Genomic DNA, 15,202 nt, shown 5'->3' on the forward strand with positions numbered 1-15,202 from the left:
ACCTTTCTGGCTTCCATATAATTTACCTGTATTAAGGGAGGAAATTAATAATGGCTAAAGAAAAGTTTGATCGTTCCAAAACGCATGCCAACATAGGTACTATCGGCCACGTTGACCATGGTAAAACTACATTGACTGCTGCTATCACCACAGTTCTTCATAAAAAATCCGGTACAGGTGAAGCAATGGCTTATGACTCCATTGACGGAGCACCGGAAGAGCGTGAACGTGGTATCACAATTTCTACTGCACACGTAGAATATGAAACAGATACTCGTCACTATGCACACGTAGACTGCCCAGGACACGCTGACTATGTTAAAAACATGATCACAGGTGCAGCACAAATGGACGGAGCAATTCTTGTTGTTTCCGCTGCTGACGGCCCAATGCCTCAGACTCGTGAGCACATTTTGCTTTCCCGTCAAGTAGGTGTACCTTCTATCGTTGTTTTCTTAAATAAAACAGACATGGTTGACGATGAAGAGCTTCTTGAGCTTGTAGAAATGGAAGTTCGTGACCTTCTTTCTGAATATGACTTCCCTGGCGACGATGTACCGATCGTAAAAGGATCTGCATTGAAAGCCATCGAAGGTGACGCTGATCATGAGCAAGCTATCGTTGATCTCATGCAAGCAGTAGACGATTACATCCCAACACCAGATCGTGACAAAGATAAGCCATTCATGATGCCTGTTGAGGACGTATTCTCCATCACTGGACGCGGGACTGTTGCTACAGGACGTGTAGAACGCGGTATGCTTAACGTTGGTGATGAAGTTGAAATCATTGGTATCGATGAAGATGCTAGAAAAACAACTGTTACAGGTGTTGAAATGTTCCGTAAGCTTCTAGATTACGCAGAAGCTGGGGACAATATTGGTGCGCTTCTTCGTGGTATTGACCGTGAAGACATCAAACGCGGACAAGTACTTGCTAAACCAGGAAGCATCACTCCACATACTAACTTTAAAGCTGAAGTTTATGTTCTTTCTAAAGAAGAAGGTGGACGTCATACTCCATTTTTCACAAACTATCGCCCGCAGTTCTACTTCCGTACGACGGACGTAACTGGCGTAATCAACCTTCCAGAGGGCGTTGAAATGGTTATGCCTGGCGATAACGTAGAAATGACTGTTGAATTGATTTCACCAATCGCTATCGAAGAAGGTACAAAGTTCTCCATCCGTGAAGGTGGACGTACTGTAGGTGCCGGCGTTGTTTCTACAATTGAAAAATAATTTCTACAGCAGAAACCCCGTCCTCGAGATGGGGTTTTTTATTATAGTTAAAATTCGTTTTAGTAACTTATTTAAAGGAATTTTAAAAACTTCTTGCATTTAGCAGCATGAATCATTATAATAGATAAAGTGTGACCACGGACTGTGTCTTAATTGATATGGAAATAACATTTTAGATACAGTTGTGGTTAGGGCGATGATGTGAAAGGTTACCGACACACCCGGACCCTTTGCCATGGCCGGGAGGATGGAAAATTTTCACGGAGTATGTCTGTTAAAAAATCGGGCGAAAAGGAGGGCTCATAATGGCAAAAGAAAAGATCCGCATTCGTTTAAAGGCTTATGATCATCGTGTACTAGATCAATCTGCCGAAAAGATCGTTGAAACAGCAAAACGCTCTGGTGCAGGTGTTTCAGGACCAATTCCGCTTCCGACGGAAAAGTCTGTATACACAGTGCTTCGTGCAACTCACAAGTATAAAGATGCTCGTGAACAGTTTGAAATGCGCACACATAAACGTTTGATTGACATCGTAAGTCCAACACCGCAGACGGTCGATGCTCTAATGCGTTTAGATCTGCCATCTGGGGTAGATATTGAAATTAAACTTTAAGATATTGAAATAAATGATAAATAATTTTAGGAGGTGTGACTGATGACCAAAGGAATCTTGGGCAGAAAAATTGGCATGACCCAGTTGTTCAACGAGAATGGTGAACTTCTTCCGGTCACAGTCATTGAAGCTGAGCCGAATGTTGTGCTTCAAACAAAAACATCAGAAGCTGATGGTTATGAAGCGATTCAACTTGGTTTCATTGACAAAAAAGAAAATCGCGCTAACAAGCCTGAACAAGGCCATGCTGACAAAGCAAGTTCAGCTCCCAAGCGCTACGTACGTGAAATCCGCGAAGTGAACAGCGGAGATTACGAAGTTGGTCAGGAAGTCAAGGTAGATACATTTACTGATGGAGAAATAGTGGATATCACTGGAACATCCAAAGGGAAAGGTTTTCAAGGTGCGATTAAACGTCACAACCAATCCCGCGGACCAATGACCCACGGTTCTCGCTATCACCGTCGACCTGGTGCAATGGGTCCAATTGATCCTAACCACGTGTTAAAAGGTAAAAAGCTCCCTGGACGTATGGGTGGTAAAACAGTAACTGTACAAAATCTGGAGGTTGTAAAAGTTGATCCAGAACGTAATTTGCTGCTCATTAAAGGTAATGTACCCGGAGCAAAGAAAAGTTATGTAACGGTAAAGAGTGCTGTAAAAACAGCTAAATAATGATTGAAAGAAAGGAGGCTCCATCATGCCTAAAGTAGCATTGTTAAACCAGACCGGCTCAAAGGTCGGCGACATTGATTTGGCTGATACTATTTTTGGTATTGAACCAAATGAAACAGTTCTTCATGATGCTGTCGTGATGCATCAGGCATCCCTTCGTCAGGGAACTCATAAAGTGAAGAACCGCTCTGAACGTAGAGGAGGCGGACGTAAACCGTGGCGCCAGAAAGGTACTGGACGAGCTCGTCAAGGGTCCATCCGTTCCCCTCAATGGGTTGGAGGAGGAGTCGTATTCGGCCCAACTCCCCGTCAATACAGCTATAAACTACCAAAGAAAGTCCGCCGCTTGGCTATCAAATCTGCACTTTCCACGAAAGTAAAAGAAGAAGCTATCGTTGTAGTAGATAGCCTGCAGCTTGAAGCGCCGAAGACAAAAGAAATGGTTAACATATTATCTGGTCTGTCTGTGGACGAAAAAGCATTGGTAGTAACGGCAGACTATAATGAGCAAGTAGCATTGTCAGCACGTAATATTCCTGGAGTGACCTTCGCAACTGTTGATGGCGTGAATGTATTAGAATTACTAAAACACGATAAACTTGTGATCACGCAAGAGGCAGTGGAGAAGGTAGAGGAGGTGCTCGCATAATGGAAGCACGCGACGTAATTAAGCGCCCCGTCATCACTGAACGTTCTGCTGATCTTATGGATGAGAAAAAATATACGTTTGAAGTTGACGTGAAAGCAAATAAAACACAAATCAAAAAGGCCGTTGAAGAAATCTTTGAAGTGAAAGTGGATAAAGTTAATACACTCAACTACAAAGGGAAATTCCGCCGCTTCGGACGCTACACTGGCTATAAGCCAAAGCGTAAAAAAGCCGTAGTGACATTGACAGAAGATAGTCAAGAACTCGAATTCTTCGAAGGCGTATAAACAATCAACGAGTGAAGGAGGGAAACAATTATGCCTATCAAGAAGTATAAACCGACTACAAATGGTCGCCGCCATATGTCAGTTAACTTACAAGCAGAAGTTACAACAGACCAGCCTGAAAAATCATTGCTTGAGCCGCTTCATAAAAAAGCTGGACGCAACAATCAAGGGAGGATTACGGTTCGTCATCAAGGCGGTGGTCATAAGCGTCATTACCGTGTGATTGATTTTAAGCGTGATAAAGATGGAGTGCCGGGCCGGGTCGCAACTATTGAATATGACCCTAACCGTTCTGCTAATATCGCACTTATTCACTATACTGATGGGGAAAAGCGTTACATTTTGGCTCCAAAAGGACTAAAAGTAGGTCAAGAGATCGAATCTGGTCCAGATGCTGATATTAAAGTTGGTAATGCTCTTCCACTTACTAACATTCCAGTTGGTACAGTTATTCACAACATCGAATTGAAACCAGGCCGCGGAGCTCAATTGGTACGCTCTGCAGGTGCTGAAGCACAAGTACTAGGTAAAGAAGGAAAGTATGTACTTGTACGTCTTCGTTCTGGAGAAACTCGCTTGATTCTCTCTACTTGCCGCGCTACTGTTGGCCAGGTAGGTAATATCGAACATGAGCTTGTGAATGTCGGGAAAGCTGGACGTTCACGCTGGTTAGGCAAGCGCCCTGTTGTTCGTGGTTCTGCGATGAACCCAAGCGATCACCCCCATGGTGGCGGGGAAGGACGTGCTCCAATCGGACGGAAATCACCAGTTTCACCTTGGGGTATGCCTACAGTTGGTTACAAAACCCGTAAAAAGAATAAAGACACGGACAAATATATCGTACGCCGTCGTCGTAAAAAATAACGGGATTGAGCTGCGGTTCTTACGAATCGCAGAACAATCACGAAAGGAGGTTTCCTCATGGGTCGCAGCTTAAAAAAAGGACCTTTTGTCGATGATCACTTGATGAAAAAAGTGGAAAACCTAAACGAAAACAATGATAAACAAGTTATCAAAACATGGTCGCGCCGTTCTACAATCTTCCCTGATTTTGTAGGTCACACTATTGCTGTGTATGATGGACGCAAACATGTTCCAGTATACGTTTCTGAAGACATGGTAGGTCATAAGCTAGGTGAGTTCGCACCATCTAGAACATTTAAAGGCCACAAAAATGACGACAAGAAAACCAAACGGTAAACAGAGGGGAGGTTCTCTAAATGCAAGCTAAAGCAGTTGCTAAACAAATTCGCATTGCCCCTCGTAAAGCACGGTTAGTCATTGATCTTATCCGGGGCAAGGAGGTCGGTGAAGCAATCGGCATATTGAAAAACACTCCGAAAGCAGCTTCTCCGATTATCGAAAAAGTACTAAACTCTGCTATTGCAAACGCGGAGCATAATTATGAGATGGAACCAGAGGATCTCTATGTCAGCGAAGCATTTGTTGATGAAGGGATTACCTTAAAACGTTTCCGTCCGCGTGCAATGGGACGTGCAACACGTATTAACAAGCGCACAAGCCACATTACTGTTGTGGTAACAGAAAAGAAGGAGGGATAATGCGTGGGTCAAAAAGTAAATCCAGTAGGACTTAGAATTGGTGTCATTCGTGACTGGGATTCCAAGTGGTATGCAGAAAAAAACTATGCAGACTTGCTTCACGAAGATGTGAAAATCCGTGAGTATATTGAAAACAGACTCAAAGATGCATCTGTCTCCACAATCGAGATTGAACGTGCTGCAAAGCGTGTCAATATTACTATTCATACTGCTAAGCCAGGTATGGTTATTGGTAAAGGCGGTTCAGAAGTGGAGGCATTGCGTAAAGCTCTTAATGACCTTACTGGCAAGAGAGTTCATATTAATATTGCAGAAGTAAAACAAGCTGATTTAGATGCAAGATTGGTTGCAGAAAATATCGCTCGCCAGCTAGAAAATCGTATTTCTTTCCGTCGTGCGATGAAGCAATCTATACAGCGCACAATGCGTGCTGGGGCTCTTGGAATTAGAACTGAAGTATCCGGGCGTCTTGGCGGTGCAGATATCGCTCGTAACGAAAGCTACAGTGAAGGAACTGTTCCACTCCACACCTTGCGTGCAGACATTGATTACGGAACTGCAGAAGCAGATACAACGTACGGTAAACTTGGTGTGAAGATTTGGATTTATCGTGGAGAAGTCCTTCCATCGAAAGGTGCTAACAACGAGGAAGGAGGAAAATAATTATGTTAATGCCAAAACGTGTCAAATATCGTCGTGAACACCGCGGCAGAATGAGAGGCCGTGCAAAAGGCGGTACCGAAGTTTCTTTTGGTGAATATGGTCTTCAAGCTCTAGAAGCTTCTTGGATCACAAATCGTCAAATTGAGTCAGCTCGTATTGCGATGACTCGTTACATGAAACGTGGCGGTAAAGTTTGGATTAAGATTTTCCCTGATAAACCTTACACTGCTAAACCTTTGGAAGTCCGTATGGGTTCCGGTAAAGGTGCTCCTGAAGGCTGGGTAGCTGTTGTAAAACCAGGTAAGATCATGTTTGAAATTGCAGGTGTTTCTGAAGAGGTCGCTCGTGAAGCACTTAGACTTGCGTCTCACAAACTTCCAATTAAAACTAAGTTTGTAAAACGCGAAGAAGTGGGTGGTGAGGCAAATGAAAGCTAATGAATTGAGAGATTTGACTACAGCGGAAGTAGAAGAACAAACAAAGTCTCTAAAAGAGGAACTTTTTAATTTGCGCTTCCAACTCGCAACTGGCCAACTAGATAACCCTGCCCGCATTCGCAGCGTCCGTAAGGATATTGCACGTGCCAAAACCGTTTTACGTGAACGGGAGCTAGGCATCAATAAAGGTTAAAATGAGAGGAGGTTTGGCAGACAATGGCTGAACGTAACCAGCGTAAAGTATACAATGGACGTGTTGTTTCCGATAAAATGGATAAAACCATTTCGGTCCTTGTAGAAACCTATAAAATGGATTCTCTCTACGGAAAGCGCGTTAAATATTCAAAGAAATTCAAAGCGCACGATGAAAACAATGAAGCAAAAAAAGGTGACATTGTGAAAATCATGGAGACTAGACCACTTTCTAAAGACAAACGTTTTCGTCTAGTGGAAATCGTGGAAGAAGCAGTGATCATCTAAAACATCTTTCTCTGATGAAGGGAGGTTCGGCAGACTATGATTCAACAAGAAAGTCGATTAAAAGTTTCGGATAACTCTGGTGCTCGTGAAGTGCAATGCATTAAAGTGCTTGGCGGTTCTGGGCGTAAATCTGCAAATATTGGCGATATGATCGTCTGTTCTGTGAAGCAAGCAACACCTGGTGGCGTTGTCAAGAAAGGTGAAATAGTCAGAGCGGTAGTTGTACGTTCTAAAAGCGGTGCTCGTCGTTCAGATGGTTCATACATTCGCTTTGATGAAAATGCAGCAGTTATTGTCCGTGATGACAAGAGTCCAAGAGGTACTCGTATTTTCGGACCTGTAGCTAGAGAGCTGCGTGAAGAGCAATATATGAAAATCGTTTCACTAGCTCCGGAAGTGCTTTAATAGAAACGAATATAAAACGGTCATGCCTGACTAAGGAGGTGCGATTATGTCTCAACCTAAACTCCACGTGAAAAAGGGCGACAAAGTAAAGGTTATTACTGGGAAAGATAAAGGCCAAGAAGGTGTCATTCTTCAAGCTTACCCAAGTCAACAGCGTGTATTAGTTGAAGGCGTTAATATTGTAAAAAAACACGCTAAACCATCTCAGGAAAATCCGCAGGGCGGAATCCTTAATCAAGAGGCTCCTATTCACGTATCGAATGTGATGCCTCTAGATCCCAAATCTGGTGAGCCTACCCGAGTAGGCTTTAAAGAAGAAGACGGAAAAAAAGTGCGCATCGCCAAAAAATCCGGCGAGCCTCTTGATAAGTAAGTCATTCAGATGATGAAAGGAGGTCAACCTAATGAACGCTCTGAAAGAGAAATTTAAAAATGATATTGTGCCTCATTTGCACAATAAATTTAGCTACTCCTCGGTGATGGGAGTTCCAAAGATCGAAAAAATCGTTATTAACATGGGGGTGGGTGATGCTGTTCAAAACCCTAAAGCCCTTGATAAAGCTGTAGAAGAGCTTACTGAAATCACTGGTCAGAAACCGTTGATTACAAAAGCGAAAAAATCTATCGCGGGTTTTAAACTTCGTGAAGGTATGCCTATTGGAGCGAAAGTTACACTTCGCGGAGAACGTATGTATGATTTTCTTGAAAAATTAATTAATGTTTCACTCCCACGTGTACGTGACTTCCGTGGTGTTTCTAACAAAGCATTTGATGGTCGCGGCAATTATACACTCGGGGTAAAAGAACAATTAATTTTTCCAGAAATCGAATATGACAAAGTAGATAAAGTTCGCGGTATGGACATCGTCATTGTCACTACTGCTGAAAACGATGAAGAAGCTCGTGAATTATTGACTCAAATGGGAATGCCATTTCAAAAATAATTTAAAAAACAATGAAGGAGGGAATACGGACCTTGGCAAAAAAATCTATGATCGCCAAACAGCAGCGTCCCCAAAAGTTCAAAGTGCGTGAGTACACTCGTTGTGAGCGTTGCGGACGTCCTCATTCCGTCATCCGTAAATTTAAACTTTGCCGAATTTGTTTCCGTGAACTTGCATATAAAGGACAAATTCCAGGCGTGAAAAAAGCCAGCTGGTAAGCCCGATATAGGGAAGGAGGTAAATCGATATGGTCATGACAGATCCAATCGCAGATATGTTGACTCGTATTCGTAATGCGAACACTGTGCGTCACGAAAAATTAGAACTTCCGGCATCAAACCTTAAAAAGGAAGTTGCAGAAATTCTTAAAAACGAAGGTTTCGTCCGTGATGTGGAAAATATCGAGGATAACAAACAGGGTATCCTTCGTATTTTCTTGAAATATGGAGCAGAAAATGAACGTGTTATAACTGGACTGAAACGCATTAGTAAGCCAGGTTTGCGTGTGTATGCTAAAGCTGATGAAATTCCTCGCGTCCTTGGAGGATTGGGAATCGCAGTTATTTCCACTTCTAAAGGCGTAATGAGCGATAAGGAAGCAAGAAAGCAGCAAGTTGGCGGCGAAGTACTTGCTTATGTCTGGTAATAAATAGTGTAAGAACGGAGGTGCAAAGTAATGTCTCGTATTGGTGTAAAACCTATTGCAATTCCGGACGGCGTGGATGTAACGATGGACGGTAACACCGTTACAGTTAAAGGGCCGAAAGGAGAGCTTAAGAGAGATCTTCATCCGGATATTAGTGTTAATATTGAAGATAGCGAAATTACATTCGAAAGACCTTCTAACCATAAAGAGCATCGTTCCCTGCACGGAACTACTCGCAGTGTTGTTAACAATATGGTAGAAGGTGTTACAAAAGGTTATGAAAAAGGACTTGAGCTTGTTGGTGTCGGTTACCGTGCTTCCAAGTCTGGAAATAAACTTGTATTGAATGTTGGATACTCTCATCCGGTAGAATTTGAACCGGAAAACGGTGTAGAAATCGATGTTCCTTCCAACACAAAAGTCGTTGTAAAAGGTATTGATAAAGAACTTGTAGGTGCAGCGGCATCAAATATCCGTGCAGTACGTACTCCTGAACCTTATAAAGGAAAAGGAATTCGTTATGAAAATGAATATGTACGTCGTAAGGAAGGTAAGACTGGTAAGTAATGTCTAGGTAACGGTTTTACGAAAGGAGGAGCGATTCATGACCACTAATTCAACGAAGTACGTAAAACGTAAGAAACGCCATGCAAGTATTCGTGTGAATGTAAAAGGAACTTCTGAGCGTCCGCGTTTAAACGTATTCCGTTCTTCTAAGCATATTTATGCACAATTGATTGACGATGTAAAAGGGGAAACAATTGTGGCCGCTTCAACATTGGAAAATGATTTGGACGTGAAGAATGGTGGAAATAAAGATGCAGCAAGTAAAGTCGGAGAATTAATTGCAAAGCGTGCATCTGAAAAAGGATATGAGTCTGTAGTGTTTGACCGCGGAGGCTTTGTTTATCATGGCAGAGTAGAAGCTCTTGCAGACGCTGCACGCGAAAACGGATTAAAATTTTAAGGTGTAAGGAGGGAAAAGAATGCAAATTGATGCTAGCAAGCTTGATGTCGAAGAAAGAGTGGTAGCCATTAACCGTGTGGCTAAAGTTGTAAAAGGTGGACGTCGTTTCCGCTTTGCGGCTCTTGTTGTAGTTGGTGACCGCAATGGCCATGTTGGTTTTGGCATGGGTAAAGCATTAGAGGTACCAGAAGCAATTCGCAAAGCTGTAGAAAACGGTAAGAAAAATATGGTTGAAGTTCCAAGAGTAGGAACAACGATTCCTCATGAGATTGTTGGTCATTATGGAGCAGGGAATGTACTGTTAAAACCTGCTGCTGAAGGTACTGGTGTTATTGCAGGAGGCCCGGTGCGTGCTGTTCTGGAACTTTCCGGTATCACTGATATTCTCTCCAAATCTCTTGGTTCCAACAACCCGATCAACATGGTTCGCGCTACCATTCAAGGTCTAACTGAGCTTAAAACAGCTGAACAAGTTGCCAGACTACGTGGTAAAAGCGTTGAAGAATTGTTAGGATAAGGAGGGATACGATATGGCAAAACAAGTTGAAATCACCCTCAGCCGCAGTCTCATTGGTCGTCCGGAGGACCAGCGCGTTACGGTAAGAACGCTTGGTCTTCGTAAAGTCAACCATACAGTGGTGAAAGAAGATAATCCCGCAATACGCGGAATGATTAATAAAGTGTCTCATTTGTTGACTGTAAAAGAATTGGATGCATAAATGATACAACAAAGTGATAGGGAGGTGTCAGCATGAAACTTCATGAGTTGAAACCTGCAGAGGGATCTACGAAAACCCGTAACCGTGTAGGACGCGGTGCTGCTTCAGGTAATGGTAAAACGGCTGGTCGCGGCACAAAAGGTCAAAAAGCCCGCTCCGGCGGTGGTGTGCGTCCTGGTTTTGAAGGTGGCCAAAATCCTATATACAAGCGTCTGCCTAAACGTGGTTTCACAAATCCGACCCGCAAAGAGTTCGCGATCGTGAATGTGGAAACATTGAACCGTTTTGAAGCAGGTACGGAAGTTACTCCGGAGCTTCTTGTTAAAGAAGGCGTCATCAACAAAACAAAAGACGGTGTGAAAGTTCTGGGTAATGGAAGTTTGGAAAAAGAGCTTAACGTTAAGGCGGATAAGTTCTCTGCTTCTGCAGTAAAAGCGATTGAAGCGGCCGGCGGAAAAACCGAGGTGATCTAATGTTCCGCGCGATTTCAAATATTTTTCGCGTGAGTGATTTAAGAAGCAAGATCTTTTTCACTCTAGCCATGTTATTTGTTTTTCGAATCGGCAGCTTCATTCCAGTTCCCGGTTCTAATAACGATGTGTTAAACTTTGCAGACCAAGCAAATGCGTTTGGCTTTTTAAACACATTTGGAGGCGGAGCCCTCTCGCAATTTTCCATTTTTGCTATGGGGGTAATGCCTTATATCACGGCTTCAATTGTTGTACAGCTTTTGCGAATGGACGTCGTTCCAAAATTTACGGAATGGGCAAAGCAAGGTGAAGCAGGTCGTCGCAAATTAGCTCAATTTACTCGGTATTTCACCGTAATTCTTGCTTTTATTCAAGGTTTGGGAATGTCTATTGGATTTAATAACATTTTTAGTGGACTTATTCCTGACCCAAGTATTCCGAAATACATTTTTATAGCTCTGGTAATGACCGCTGGCACCGCATTTTTAATGTGGCTTGGAGAACAAATTACTGCTAAAGGAGTAGGTAATGGTATCTCCATTCTCATCTTCGCAGGGATTGCAGCTGGTATTCCGAGTGGAATTAACCAGATTTATGCTACGCAGATAGAAGATGCCGATCAGCTCTTTATGGGTATTGTAACTGTATTGCTACTAGCGATTGCAGTTTTAGCGATAATCGTTGGTGTGATATTCGTACAGCAAGCCCTTCGTAAAGTACCGATTCAATATGCAAAACGTTTGGTTGGACGCAGCCCTGCGGGTGGTCAATCAACGCATCTGCCTTTAAAAGTTAACTCTGCTGGAGTTATCCCGGTTATTTTTGCATTATCGCTGTTTATTTTCCCGCCAACAGTGGCTGGTTTTGTCGGTGAAGACCATCCAGTTGCCCGCTGGGTCATTCAAAATTTTGATTACACTCAGCCAGTTGGTATGGTGATTTATGCAGCATTAATTATTGGCTTTACGTATTTCTATACGTTTGTACAGGTTAATCCCGAACAAATGGCAGATAACCTAAAAAAACAAGGCGGATACATTCCTGGGATTCGACCTGGGAAGACAACGGAAACATATATCCGTAGAATTTTATACCGCTTAACTTTTGTTGGGGCTTTATTCCTTGCTGTTATTTCGGTAATTCCTGTATTCTTCACAACACAAATGGGGCTTCCACAAACCATTCAGATTGGCGGAACAGGCTTACTGATTGTCGTTGGTGTAGCTCTAGATACTATGAAGCAGATTGAGAGTCAATTAATACAGCGAAGTTATAAAGGCTTTATTAAATAGATAGAAAATAGGGGGAGGGGTGAGTACGTTCGCCTTGCCCCTGGCTGAAATCGGAATGATGGAGGAGATATCATGAATTTGATATTAATGGGGCTTCCTGGTGCTGGTAAAGGCACGCAAGCCGAAAAAATTGTAGAGAAGTATGAAGTTCCGCATATTTCTACTGGTGACATGTTTCGCGCAGCGATTAAAGAAGAAACACCTTTAGGGAAAGAAGCTAAGTCTTATATAGATAGAGGCGAGCTTGTTCCTGATGAAGTTACAATAGGTATTGTAAAAGAAAGACTTGGAAAAGATGATTGCAAAGCTGGTTTTCTTCTTGATGGCTTTCCGCGGACTGTTGCGCAGGCCGAAGCACTAGAAGATATTCTTTCTTCTTTAAACAAAAGCCTGGATTATGTTTTAAATATTGATGTTCCAAGAGAAGACCTTGAGGAACGGCTTACCGGCCGTCGTATTTCTCCAACATCAGGCAGAACGTACCATGTTAAATATAATCCCCCAAAAGTTGAAGGAATCTGCGATGAAGATGGCAGTGAACTCGTTCAAAGAGACGACGATAAGCCAGAAACAGTGAAAAAACGTTTAGACGTAAATATCGAACAACAGCAGCCTCTGATTGATTTTTATGAAGAAAAAGGTTATCTTCGTAATATCGATGGAGGTCAGGATATAAATAAAGTTTTTGAGGATATTGAAGAACTGCTGAAAGGACTTCATGCATGATTATTTGTAAAACGGATCGTGAACTCGATATAATGCGGGAAGCAGGTAGAATTGTTGCGATAACGCATCAAGAACTGCAAAAACACATTCAACCAGGGATTAGTACAAAAGAGTTGGATAAGATTGCGGATAAATCGATCCGTCAACACGGGGCAATCCCATCATTTAAAGGCTACGGTGGATTTACTGGCAGCATTTGCGCTTCAGTAAACGAAGAGTTGGTACATGGAATTCCGGGTGACCGGGTTTTAAAAGAGGGCGACATTATTTCAATTGATGTCGGGGCCAAGTATAATGGTTATCACGGAGATTCTGCCTGGACTTATCCTGTAGGGAAAATATCCAGGGAAGATCAGCGCTTACTTGATGTAACCGAAGACTCTTTATATATAGGGTTGAAGGAAGCAAAACCAAAAGAGCGCTTATCCAATATTTCCCATGCCATTCAAACTTATGTTGAAGCTGAAGGTTTTTCTATTGTACGTGAATACGTAGGACATGGCGTTGGGCAGGAATTGCATGAAGATCCGCAAATCCCACATTTTGGTCCCCCTGGGAAGGGTCCGCGTTTAAAGCCGGGTATGGTTTTGGCCGTAGAACCAATGGTGAACGCAGGAGAGCGGTATGTACACACGCTCTCGGATAACTGGACAGTGGTCACAACTGATGGCAAGAGCTGTGCTCATTTTGAGCACACGATTGCAATAACCAATACAGGCTATGAAATACTGACTAAAGCCTGAATATAGGTGATGACTGGATGAAAGAAGCTGAATCACCGCCTGAAGTCGGTCAGGTTGTCCGTATAAAACGAGGACGAGAAGCTGGCAACTTTGCGGTAGTCATTGGAGTGTTAAATGAACGATTTCTCCTTTTAGCAGATGGAGAAAAACGTAAATTTGACCGAGCTAAAAAGAAAAATATCAACCATGTAGAAATTTATCCGCACCTCTCCAATGAGGTCAAAAGAAGTATTGAAGAAACCGGACGTGTTACCAATGCTAAATTAAGGTTTGCTCTTCTTTATTTTTTAAAAGAGCAGCCTGAATTACTGAAGGAAGGAGAGTAAATTCATGGCCAAAGATGATGTTATTGAAATGGAAGGCACAGTCATAGAGCCTCTTCCAAACGCCATGTTTCGGGTGGAGCTTGAAAATGGGCATAAAATTCTGGCCCATGTTTCTGGAAAAATTCGTATGCACTTCATTCGAATTCTTCCTGGGGACAAAGTGACTGTGGAAATTTCGCCATATGACTTATCCCGCGGACGGATTACGTACCGCTATAAATAAAATTGCAGTTAAGAAGGCTGACATGAGTCCGAACTACGTTTACTCTCGCATGTACTCCGCGCAGTTAAGGAGGTAAATGGACATGAAGGTGAGACCATCTGTCAAACCAATCTGTGAAAAATGCAAAGTCATTCGCCGTAAAGGTACGGTAATGGTCATTTGTTCAAATCCAAAGCATAAACAAAAACAAGGATAATAATAAAGGAGGTGTCGACTAGATGGCACGTATTGCAGGTGTTGATATTCCTCGTGATAAACGAATTGCAATTTCCCTAACGTATGTGTACGGAATTGGAAAATCCCGTGCTCTTGAAATCGTTAAAGAAGCTGGTGTAGACGAAAGCACACGAGTTCGTGATTTGACCGAAGAAGAACTCGCTCAAATCCGTACAGTACTAGAAAATTATACGGTGGAAGGTGATCTTCGCCGTGAAAAATCTTTAAACATCAAACGTTTGATTGAAATTGGAAGCTACAGAGGTATTCGTCATCGTCGTGGATTGCCGGCCCGCGGTCAAAACACGAAGAATAATTCCCGTACAAGAAAAGGTCCTCGACGTACAGTAGCAAACAAGAAAAAATAATAAGGTAAAGGAGGTAAGTCTACCATGGCAAAAGCTAAAACTAATACTCGTAAACGTCGTCAGCGTAAGAATATTGAGGCTGGAGTCGCTCATATCCGCTCGACGTTTAACAATACCATCGTGACGATTACAGACACGCAGGGGAATGCTCTTTCTTGGGCAAGTGCTGGTGCTCTTGGTTTTAAAGGTTCCCGTAAATCTACACCATTCGCAGCTCAAATGGCTGCAGAAACAGCTTCAAAAGCGGCAATGGAACATGGTTTGAAAACAGTAGAAGTTGCTGTTAAAGGACCTGGTGCTGGTCGCGAAGCAGCAATTCGTTCTCTGCAAGCTACAGGGCTTGAAGTTAGTGTCATCCGCGATGTGACTCCGGTACCTCATAATGGCTGCCGCCCGCCGAAACGTCGCAGAGTTTAACCCGCAGAAGTATAGATTTTCCTGAAGTGTCAATAATGGGTAAGGTCATATATAGGACGGATCCCCTTACGCATTGTTGACGAGTAAGGCTGTTAATGTGATCGGGACTGCCTAATGCAAAATTCCGGATAG

30 protein-coding genes are annotated in these 15,202 nt (G+C 42.8%); all 30 read left to right on the forward strand.

Annotation, left to right across the window (positions count from 1 at the left end; translation table 11 throughout):
* The first annotated feature begins 50 nt into the window (after positions 1-50).
* The 30 genes from tuf to rpsK all read left to right on the forward strand — a co-directional run bounded on the left by tuf (position 51) and on the right by rpsK (position 15,070).
* Positions 51-1,241, forward strand: a complete 1,191-nt coding sequence (tuf, locus tag CEF16_RS16705) for an elongation factor Tu (protein WP_091587317.1) — start codon at positions 51-53, stop codon at positions 1,239-1,241.
* Positions 1,242-1,546: 305 nt separating this feature from the next.
* Positions 1,547-1,855, forward strand: coding sequence for a 30S ribosomal protein S10 (rpsJ, locus tag CEF16_RS16710; protein ID WP_091587315.1), 309 nt, complete (start codon positions 1,547-1,549; stop codon positions 1,853-1,855).
* A gap of 42 nt (positions 1,856-1,897) precedes the next feature.
* Complete coding sequence (rplC, locus tag CEF16_RS16715; RefSeq protein ID WP_091587313.1) at positions 1,898-2,530, forward strand: 50S ribosomal protein L3; 633 nt, start codon at positions 1,898-1,900, stop codon at positions 2,528-2,530.
* A 25-nt stretch (positions 2,531-2,555) separates the two neighbouring features.
* Complete coding sequence (rplD, locus tag CEF16_RS16720) at positions 2,556-3,179, forward strand: 50S ribosomal protein L4 (RefSeq protein ID WP_091587312.1); 624 nt, start codon at positions 2,556-2,558, stop codon at positions 3,177-3,179.
* Complete coding sequence (rplW, locus tag CEF16_RS16725) at positions 3,179-3,466, forward strand: 50S ribosomal protein L23 (protein ID WP_175488382.1); 288 nt, start codon at positions 3,179-3,181, stop codon at positions 3,464-3,466. Before rplD ends, rplW begins: the two co-directional genes overlap by 1 nt.
* Positions 3,467-3,496: 30 nt before the next feature.
* Complete coding sequence (gene rplB, locus CEF16_RS16730) at positions 3,497-4,330, forward strand: 50S ribosomal protein L2 (protein ID WP_091587309.1); 834 nt, start codon at positions 3,497-3,499, stop codon at positions 4,328-4,330.
* 57 nt (positions 4,331-4,387) lie between these two features.
* Positions 4,388-4,666 (forward strand): 30S ribosomal protein S19, encoded by a 279-nt coding sequence (rpsS, locus tag CEF16_RS16735; protein WP_091587307.1) that lies wholly within the window; start codon positions 4,388-4,390, stop codon positions 4,664-4,666.
* Positions 4,667-4,686: 20 nt separating this feature from the next.
* Complete coding sequence (gene rplV / locus CEF16_RS16740) at positions 4,687-5,028, forward strand: 50S ribosomal protein L22 (RefSeq protein ID WP_091587305.1); 342 nt, start codon at positions 4,687-4,689, stop codon at positions 5,026-5,028.
* 3 nt (positions 5,029-5,031) lie between these two features.
* Positions 5,032-5,691, forward strand: coding sequence for a 30S ribosomal protein S3 (gene rpsC, locus CEF16_RS16745; protein WP_091587303.1), 660 nt, complete (start codon positions 5,032-5,034; stop codon positions 5,689-5,691).
* A gap of 2 nt (positions 5,692-5,693) precedes the next feature.
* Entirely contained in the window at positions 5,694-6,128 is a 435-nt protein-coding gene (gene rplP / locus CEF16_RS16750) for a 50S ribosomal protein L16 (protein WP_091587301.1), read from the forward strand.
* Positions 6,118-6,321 carry a 50S ribosomal protein L29 gene (gene rpmC / locus CEF16_RS16755; protein ID WP_091587300.1) on the forward strand — a complete coding sequence of 68 codons (204 nt, stop codon included), beginning with the start codon at positions 6,118-6,120 and terminating at the stop codon, positions 6,319-6,321. Before rplP ends, rpmC begins: the two co-directional genes overlap by 11 nt.
* 23 nt (positions 6,322-6,344) lie before the next feature.
* Positions 6,345-6,608, forward strand: coding sequence for a 30S ribosomal protein S17 (gene rpsQ / locus CEF16_RS16760; protein WP_091587298.1), 264 nt, complete (start codon positions 6,345-6,347; stop codon positions 6,606-6,608).
* 36 nt (positions 6,609-6,644) lie between these two features.
* Positions 6,645-7,013, forward strand: a complete 369-nt coding sequence (rplN, locus tag CEF16_RS16765) for a 50S ribosomal protein L14 (RefSeq protein ID WP_091587296.1) — start codon at positions 6,645-6,647, stop codon at positions 7,011-7,013.
* Between the two features lie 46 nt (positions 7,014-7,059).
* On the forward strand, positions 7,060-7,386 hold the full coding sequence (rplX, locus tag CEF16_RS16770) for a 50S ribosomal protein L24 (protein ID WP_091587294.1): 327 nt from the start codon (positions 7,060-7,062) through the stop codon (positions 7,384-7,386).
* A 31-nt stretch (positions 7,387-7,417) separates the two neighbouring features.
* Positions 7,418-7,957, forward strand: coding sequence for a 50S ribosomal protein L5 (gene rplE, locus CEF16_RS16775; RefSeq protein WP_091587293.1), 540 nt, complete (start codon positions 7,418-7,420; stop codon positions 7,955-7,957).
* Between the two features lie 32 nt (positions 7,958-7,989).
* The gene (gene rpsN, locus CEF16_RS16780) at positions 7,990-8,175 is read left to right on the forward strand and encodes a 30S ribosomal protein S14 (protein ID WP_091275188.1); all 186 of its coding nucleotides are present in this window, start codon (positions 7,990-7,992) and stop codon (positions 8,173-8,175) included.
* Between the two features lie 29 nt (positions 8,176-8,204).
* Complete coding sequence (gene rpsH, locus CEF16_RS16785) at positions 8,205-8,603, forward strand: 30S ribosomal protein S8 (RefSeq protein ID WP_091587291.1); 399 nt, start codon at positions 8,205-8,207, stop codon at positions 8,601-8,603.
* A gap of 30 nt (positions 8,604-8,633) precedes the next feature.
* Positions 8,634-9,170 (forward strand): 50S ribosomal protein L6, encoded by a 537-nt coding sequence (rplF, locus tag CEF16_RS16790; RefSeq protein ID WP_091587290.1) that lies wholly within the window; start codon positions 8,634-8,636, stop codon positions 9,168-9,170.
* Positions 9,171-9,207: 37 nt separating this feature from the next.
* Positions 9,208-9,570 (forward strand): 50S ribosomal protein L18, encoded by a 363-nt coding sequence (gene rplR, locus CEF16_RS16795; RefSeq protein WP_091587288.1) that lies wholly within the window; start codon positions 9,208-9,210, stop codon positions 9,568-9,570.
* Between the two features lie 19 nt (positions 9,571-9,589).
* Positions 9,590-10,087, forward strand: coding sequence for a 30S ribosomal protein S5 (gene rpsE, locus CEF16_RS16800; RefSeq protein WP_091587286.1), 498 nt, complete (start codon positions 9,590-9,592; stop codon positions 10,085-10,087).
* A gap of 13 nt (positions 10,088-10,100) precedes the next feature.
* Positions 10,101-10,289, forward strand: a complete 189-nt coding sequence (rpmD, locus tag CEF16_RS16805; protein WP_091587284.1) for a 50S ribosomal protein L30 — start codon at positions 10,101-10,103, stop codon at positions 10,287-10,289.
* Between the two features lie 32 nt (positions 10,290-10,321).
* A complete protein-coding gene (rplO, locus tag CEF16_RS16810) occupies positions 10,322-10,762 on the forward strand; it encodes a 50S ribosomal protein L15 (protein WP_091587282.1) in 441 nt (146 codons plus the stop codon).
* A complete protein-coding gene (gene secY / locus CEF16_RS16815) occupies positions 10,762-12,051 on the forward strand; it encodes a preprotein translocase subunit SecY (RefSeq protein WP_091587280.1) in 1,290 nt (429 codons plus the stop codon). Before rplO ends, secY begins: the two co-directional genes overlap by 1 nt.
* Before the next feature lie 72 nt (positions 12,052-12,123).
* Positions 12,124-12,777, forward strand: a complete 654-nt coding sequence (locus CEF16_RS16820) for an adenylate kinase (RefSeq protein WP_091587278.1) — start codon at positions 12,124-12,126, stop codon at positions 12,775-12,777.
* On the forward strand, positions 12,774-13,520 hold the full coding sequence (map, locus tag CEF16_RS16825) for a type I methionyl aminopeptidase (protein ID WP_091587277.1): 747 nt from the start codon (positions 12,774-12,776) through the stop codon (positions 13,518-13,520). Before CEF16_RS16820 ends, map begins: the two co-directional genes overlap by 4 nt.
* A gap of 17 nt (positions 13,521-13,537) precedes the next feature.
* Positions 13,538-13,846 carry a KOW domain-containing RNA-binding protein gene (locus CEF16_RS16830; protein WP_091587275.1) on the forward strand — a complete coding sequence of 103 codons (309 nt, stop codon included), beginning with the start codon at positions 13,538-13,540 and terminating at the stop codon, positions 13,844-13,846.
* A 4-nt stretch (positions 13,847-13,850) separates the two neighbouring features.
* Entirely contained in the window at positions 13,851-14,069 is a 219-nt protein-coding gene (infA, locus tag CEF16_RS16835; RefSeq protein WP_026702375.1) for a translation initiation factor IF-1, read from the forward strand.
* Positions 14,070-14,151: 82 nt separating this feature from the next.
* Positions 14,152-14,265: a 50S ribosomal protein L36 gene (gene rpmJ, locus CEF16_RS16840; RefSeq protein WP_026702374.1), complete on the forward strand. Its 114-nt coding sequence runs from the start codon at positions 14,152-14,154 to the stop codon at positions 14,263-14,265.
* A gap of 22 nt (positions 14,266-14,287) precedes the next feature.
* A complete protein-coding gene (rpsM, locus tag CEF16_RS16845) occupies positions 14,288-14,653 on the forward strand; it encodes a 30S ribosomal protein S13 (protein WP_091587273.1) in 366 nt (121 codons plus the stop codon).
* Positions 14,654-14,677: 24 nt separating this feature from the next.
* Complete coding sequence (rpsK, locus tag CEF16_RS16850; RefSeq protein WP_091587272.1) at positions 14,678-15,070, forward strand: 30S ribosomal protein S11; 393 nt, start codon at positions 14,678-14,680, stop codon at positions 15,068-15,070.
* The last annotated feature ends 132 nt before the right edge of the window (positions 15,071-15,202 follow it).

The organism is Alteribacillus bidgolensis, from assembly GCF_002886255.1.
Classification (GTDB): Bacteria; Bacillota; Bacilli; order Bacillales; family Marinococcaceae; genus Alteribacillus; species Alteribacillus bidgolensis.

What these genes read in the sequence shown, in the direction of transcription:
- tuf (WP_091587317.1), top strand. Translation starts at nt 51, where the DNA reads ATGGCTAAAGAAAAGTTTGATCGTTCCAAAACGCATGCCAACATAGGT.
- rpsJ (WP_091587315.1), top strand. Translation starts at nt 1,547, where the DNA reads ATGGCAAAAGAAAAGATCCGCATTCGTTTAAAGGCTTATGATCATCGT.
- rplC (WP_091587313.1), top strand. Translation starts at nt 1,898, where the DNA reads ATGACCAAAGGAATCTTGGGCAGAAAAATTGGCATGACCCAGTTGTTC.
- rplD (WP_091587312.1), top strand. Translation starts at nt 2,556, where the DNA reads ATGCCTAAAGTAGCATTGTTAAACCAGACCGGCTCAAAGGTCGGCGAC.
- rplW (WP_175488382.1), top strand. Translation starts at nt 3,179, where the DNA reads ATGGAAGCACGCGACGTAATTAAGCGCCCCGTCATCACTGAACGTTCT.
- rplB (WP_091587309.1), top strand. Translation starts at nt 3,497, where the DNA reads ATGCCTATCAAGAAGTATAAACCGACTACAAATGGTCGCCGCCATATG.
- rpsS (WP_091587307.1), top strand. Translation starts at nt 4,388, where the DNA reads ATGGGTCGCAGCTTAAAAAAAGGACCTTTTGTCGATGATCACTTGATG.
- rplV (WP_091587305.1), top strand. Translation starts at nt 4,687, where the DNA reads ATGCAAGCTAAAGCAGTTGCTAAACAAATTCGCATTGCCCCTCGTAAA.
- rplP (WP_091587301.1), top strand. Translation starts at nt 5,694, where the DNA reads ATGTTAATGCCAAAACGTGTCAAATATCGTCGTGAACACCGCGGCAGA.
- rpmC (WP_091587300.1), top strand. Translation starts at nt 6,118, where the DNA reads ATGAAAGCTAATGAATTGAGAGATTTGACTACAGCGGAAGTAGAAGAA.
- rpsQ (WP_091587298.1), top strand. Translation starts at nt 6,345, where the DNA reads ATGGCTGAACGTAACCAGCGTAAAGTATACAATGGACGTGTTGTTTCC.
- rplN (WP_091587296.1), top strand. Translation starts at nt 6,645, where the DNA reads ATGATTCAACAAGAAAGTCGATTAAAAGTTTCGGATAACTCTGGTGCT.
- rplX (WP_091587294.1), top strand. Translation starts at nt 7,060, where the DNA reads ATGTCTCAACCTAAACTCCACGTGAAAAAGGGCGACAAAGTAAAGGTT.
- rplE (WP_091587293.1), top strand. Translation starts at nt 7,418, where the DNA reads ATGAACGCTCTGAAAGAGAAATTTAAAAATGATATTGTGCCTCATTTG.
- rpsH (WP_091587291.1), top strand. Translation starts at nt 8,205, where the DNA reads ATGGTCATGACAGATCCAATCGCAGATATGTTGACTCGTATTCGTAAT.
- rplF (WP_091587290.1), top strand. Translation starts at nt 8,634, where the DNA reads ATGTCTCGTATTGGTGTAAAACCTATTGCAATTCCGGACGGCGTGGAT.
- rplR (WP_091587288.1), top strand. Translation starts at nt 9,208, where the DNA reads ATGACCACTAATTCAACGAAGTACGTAAAACGTAAGAAACGCCATGCA.
- rpsE (WP_091587286.1), top strand. Translation starts at nt 9,590, where the DNA reads ATGCAAATTGATGCTAGCAAGCTTGATGTCGAAGAAAGAGTGGTAGCC.
- rpmD (WP_091587284.1), top strand. Translation starts at nt 10,101, where the DNA reads ATGGCAAAACAAGTTGAAATCACCCTCAGCCGCAGTCTCATTGGTCGT.
- rplO (WP_091587282.1), top strand. Translation starts at nt 10,322, where the DNA reads ATGAAACTTCATGAGTTGAAACCTGCAGAGGGATCTACGAAAACCCGT.
- secY (WP_091587280.1), top strand. Translation starts at nt 10,762, where the DNA reads ATGTTCCGCGCGATTTCAAATATTTTTCGCGTGAGTGATTTAAGAAGC.
- CEF16_RS16820 (WP_091587278.1), top strand. Translation starts at nt 12,124, where the DNA reads ATGAATTTGATATTAATGGGGCTTCCTGGTGCTGGTAAAGGCACGCAA.
- map (WP_091587277.1), top strand. Translation starts at nt 12,774, where the DNA reads ATGATTATTTGTAAAACGGATCGTGAACTCGATATAATGCGGGAAGCA.
- CEF16_RS16830 (WP_091587275.1), top strand. Translation starts at nt 13,538, where the DNA reads ATGAAAGAAGCTGAATCACCGCCTGAAGTCGGTCAGGTTGTCCGTATA.
- infA (WP_026702375.1), top strand. Translation starts at nt 13,851, where the DNA reads ATGGCCAAAGATGATGTTATTGAAATGGAAGGCACAGTCATAGAGCCT.
- rpmJ (WP_026702374.1), top strand. Translation starts at nt 14,152, where the DNA reads ATGAAGGTGAGACCATCTGTCAAACCAATCTGTGAAAAATGCAAAGTC.
- rpsM (WP_091587273.1), top strand. Translation starts at nt 14,288, where the DNA reads ATGGCACGTATTGCAGGTGTTGATATTCCTCGTGATAAACGAATTGCA.
- rpsK (WP_091587272.1), top strand. Translation starts at nt 14,678, where the DNA reads ATGGCAAAAGCTAAAACTAATACTCGTAAACGTCGTCAGCGTAAGAAT.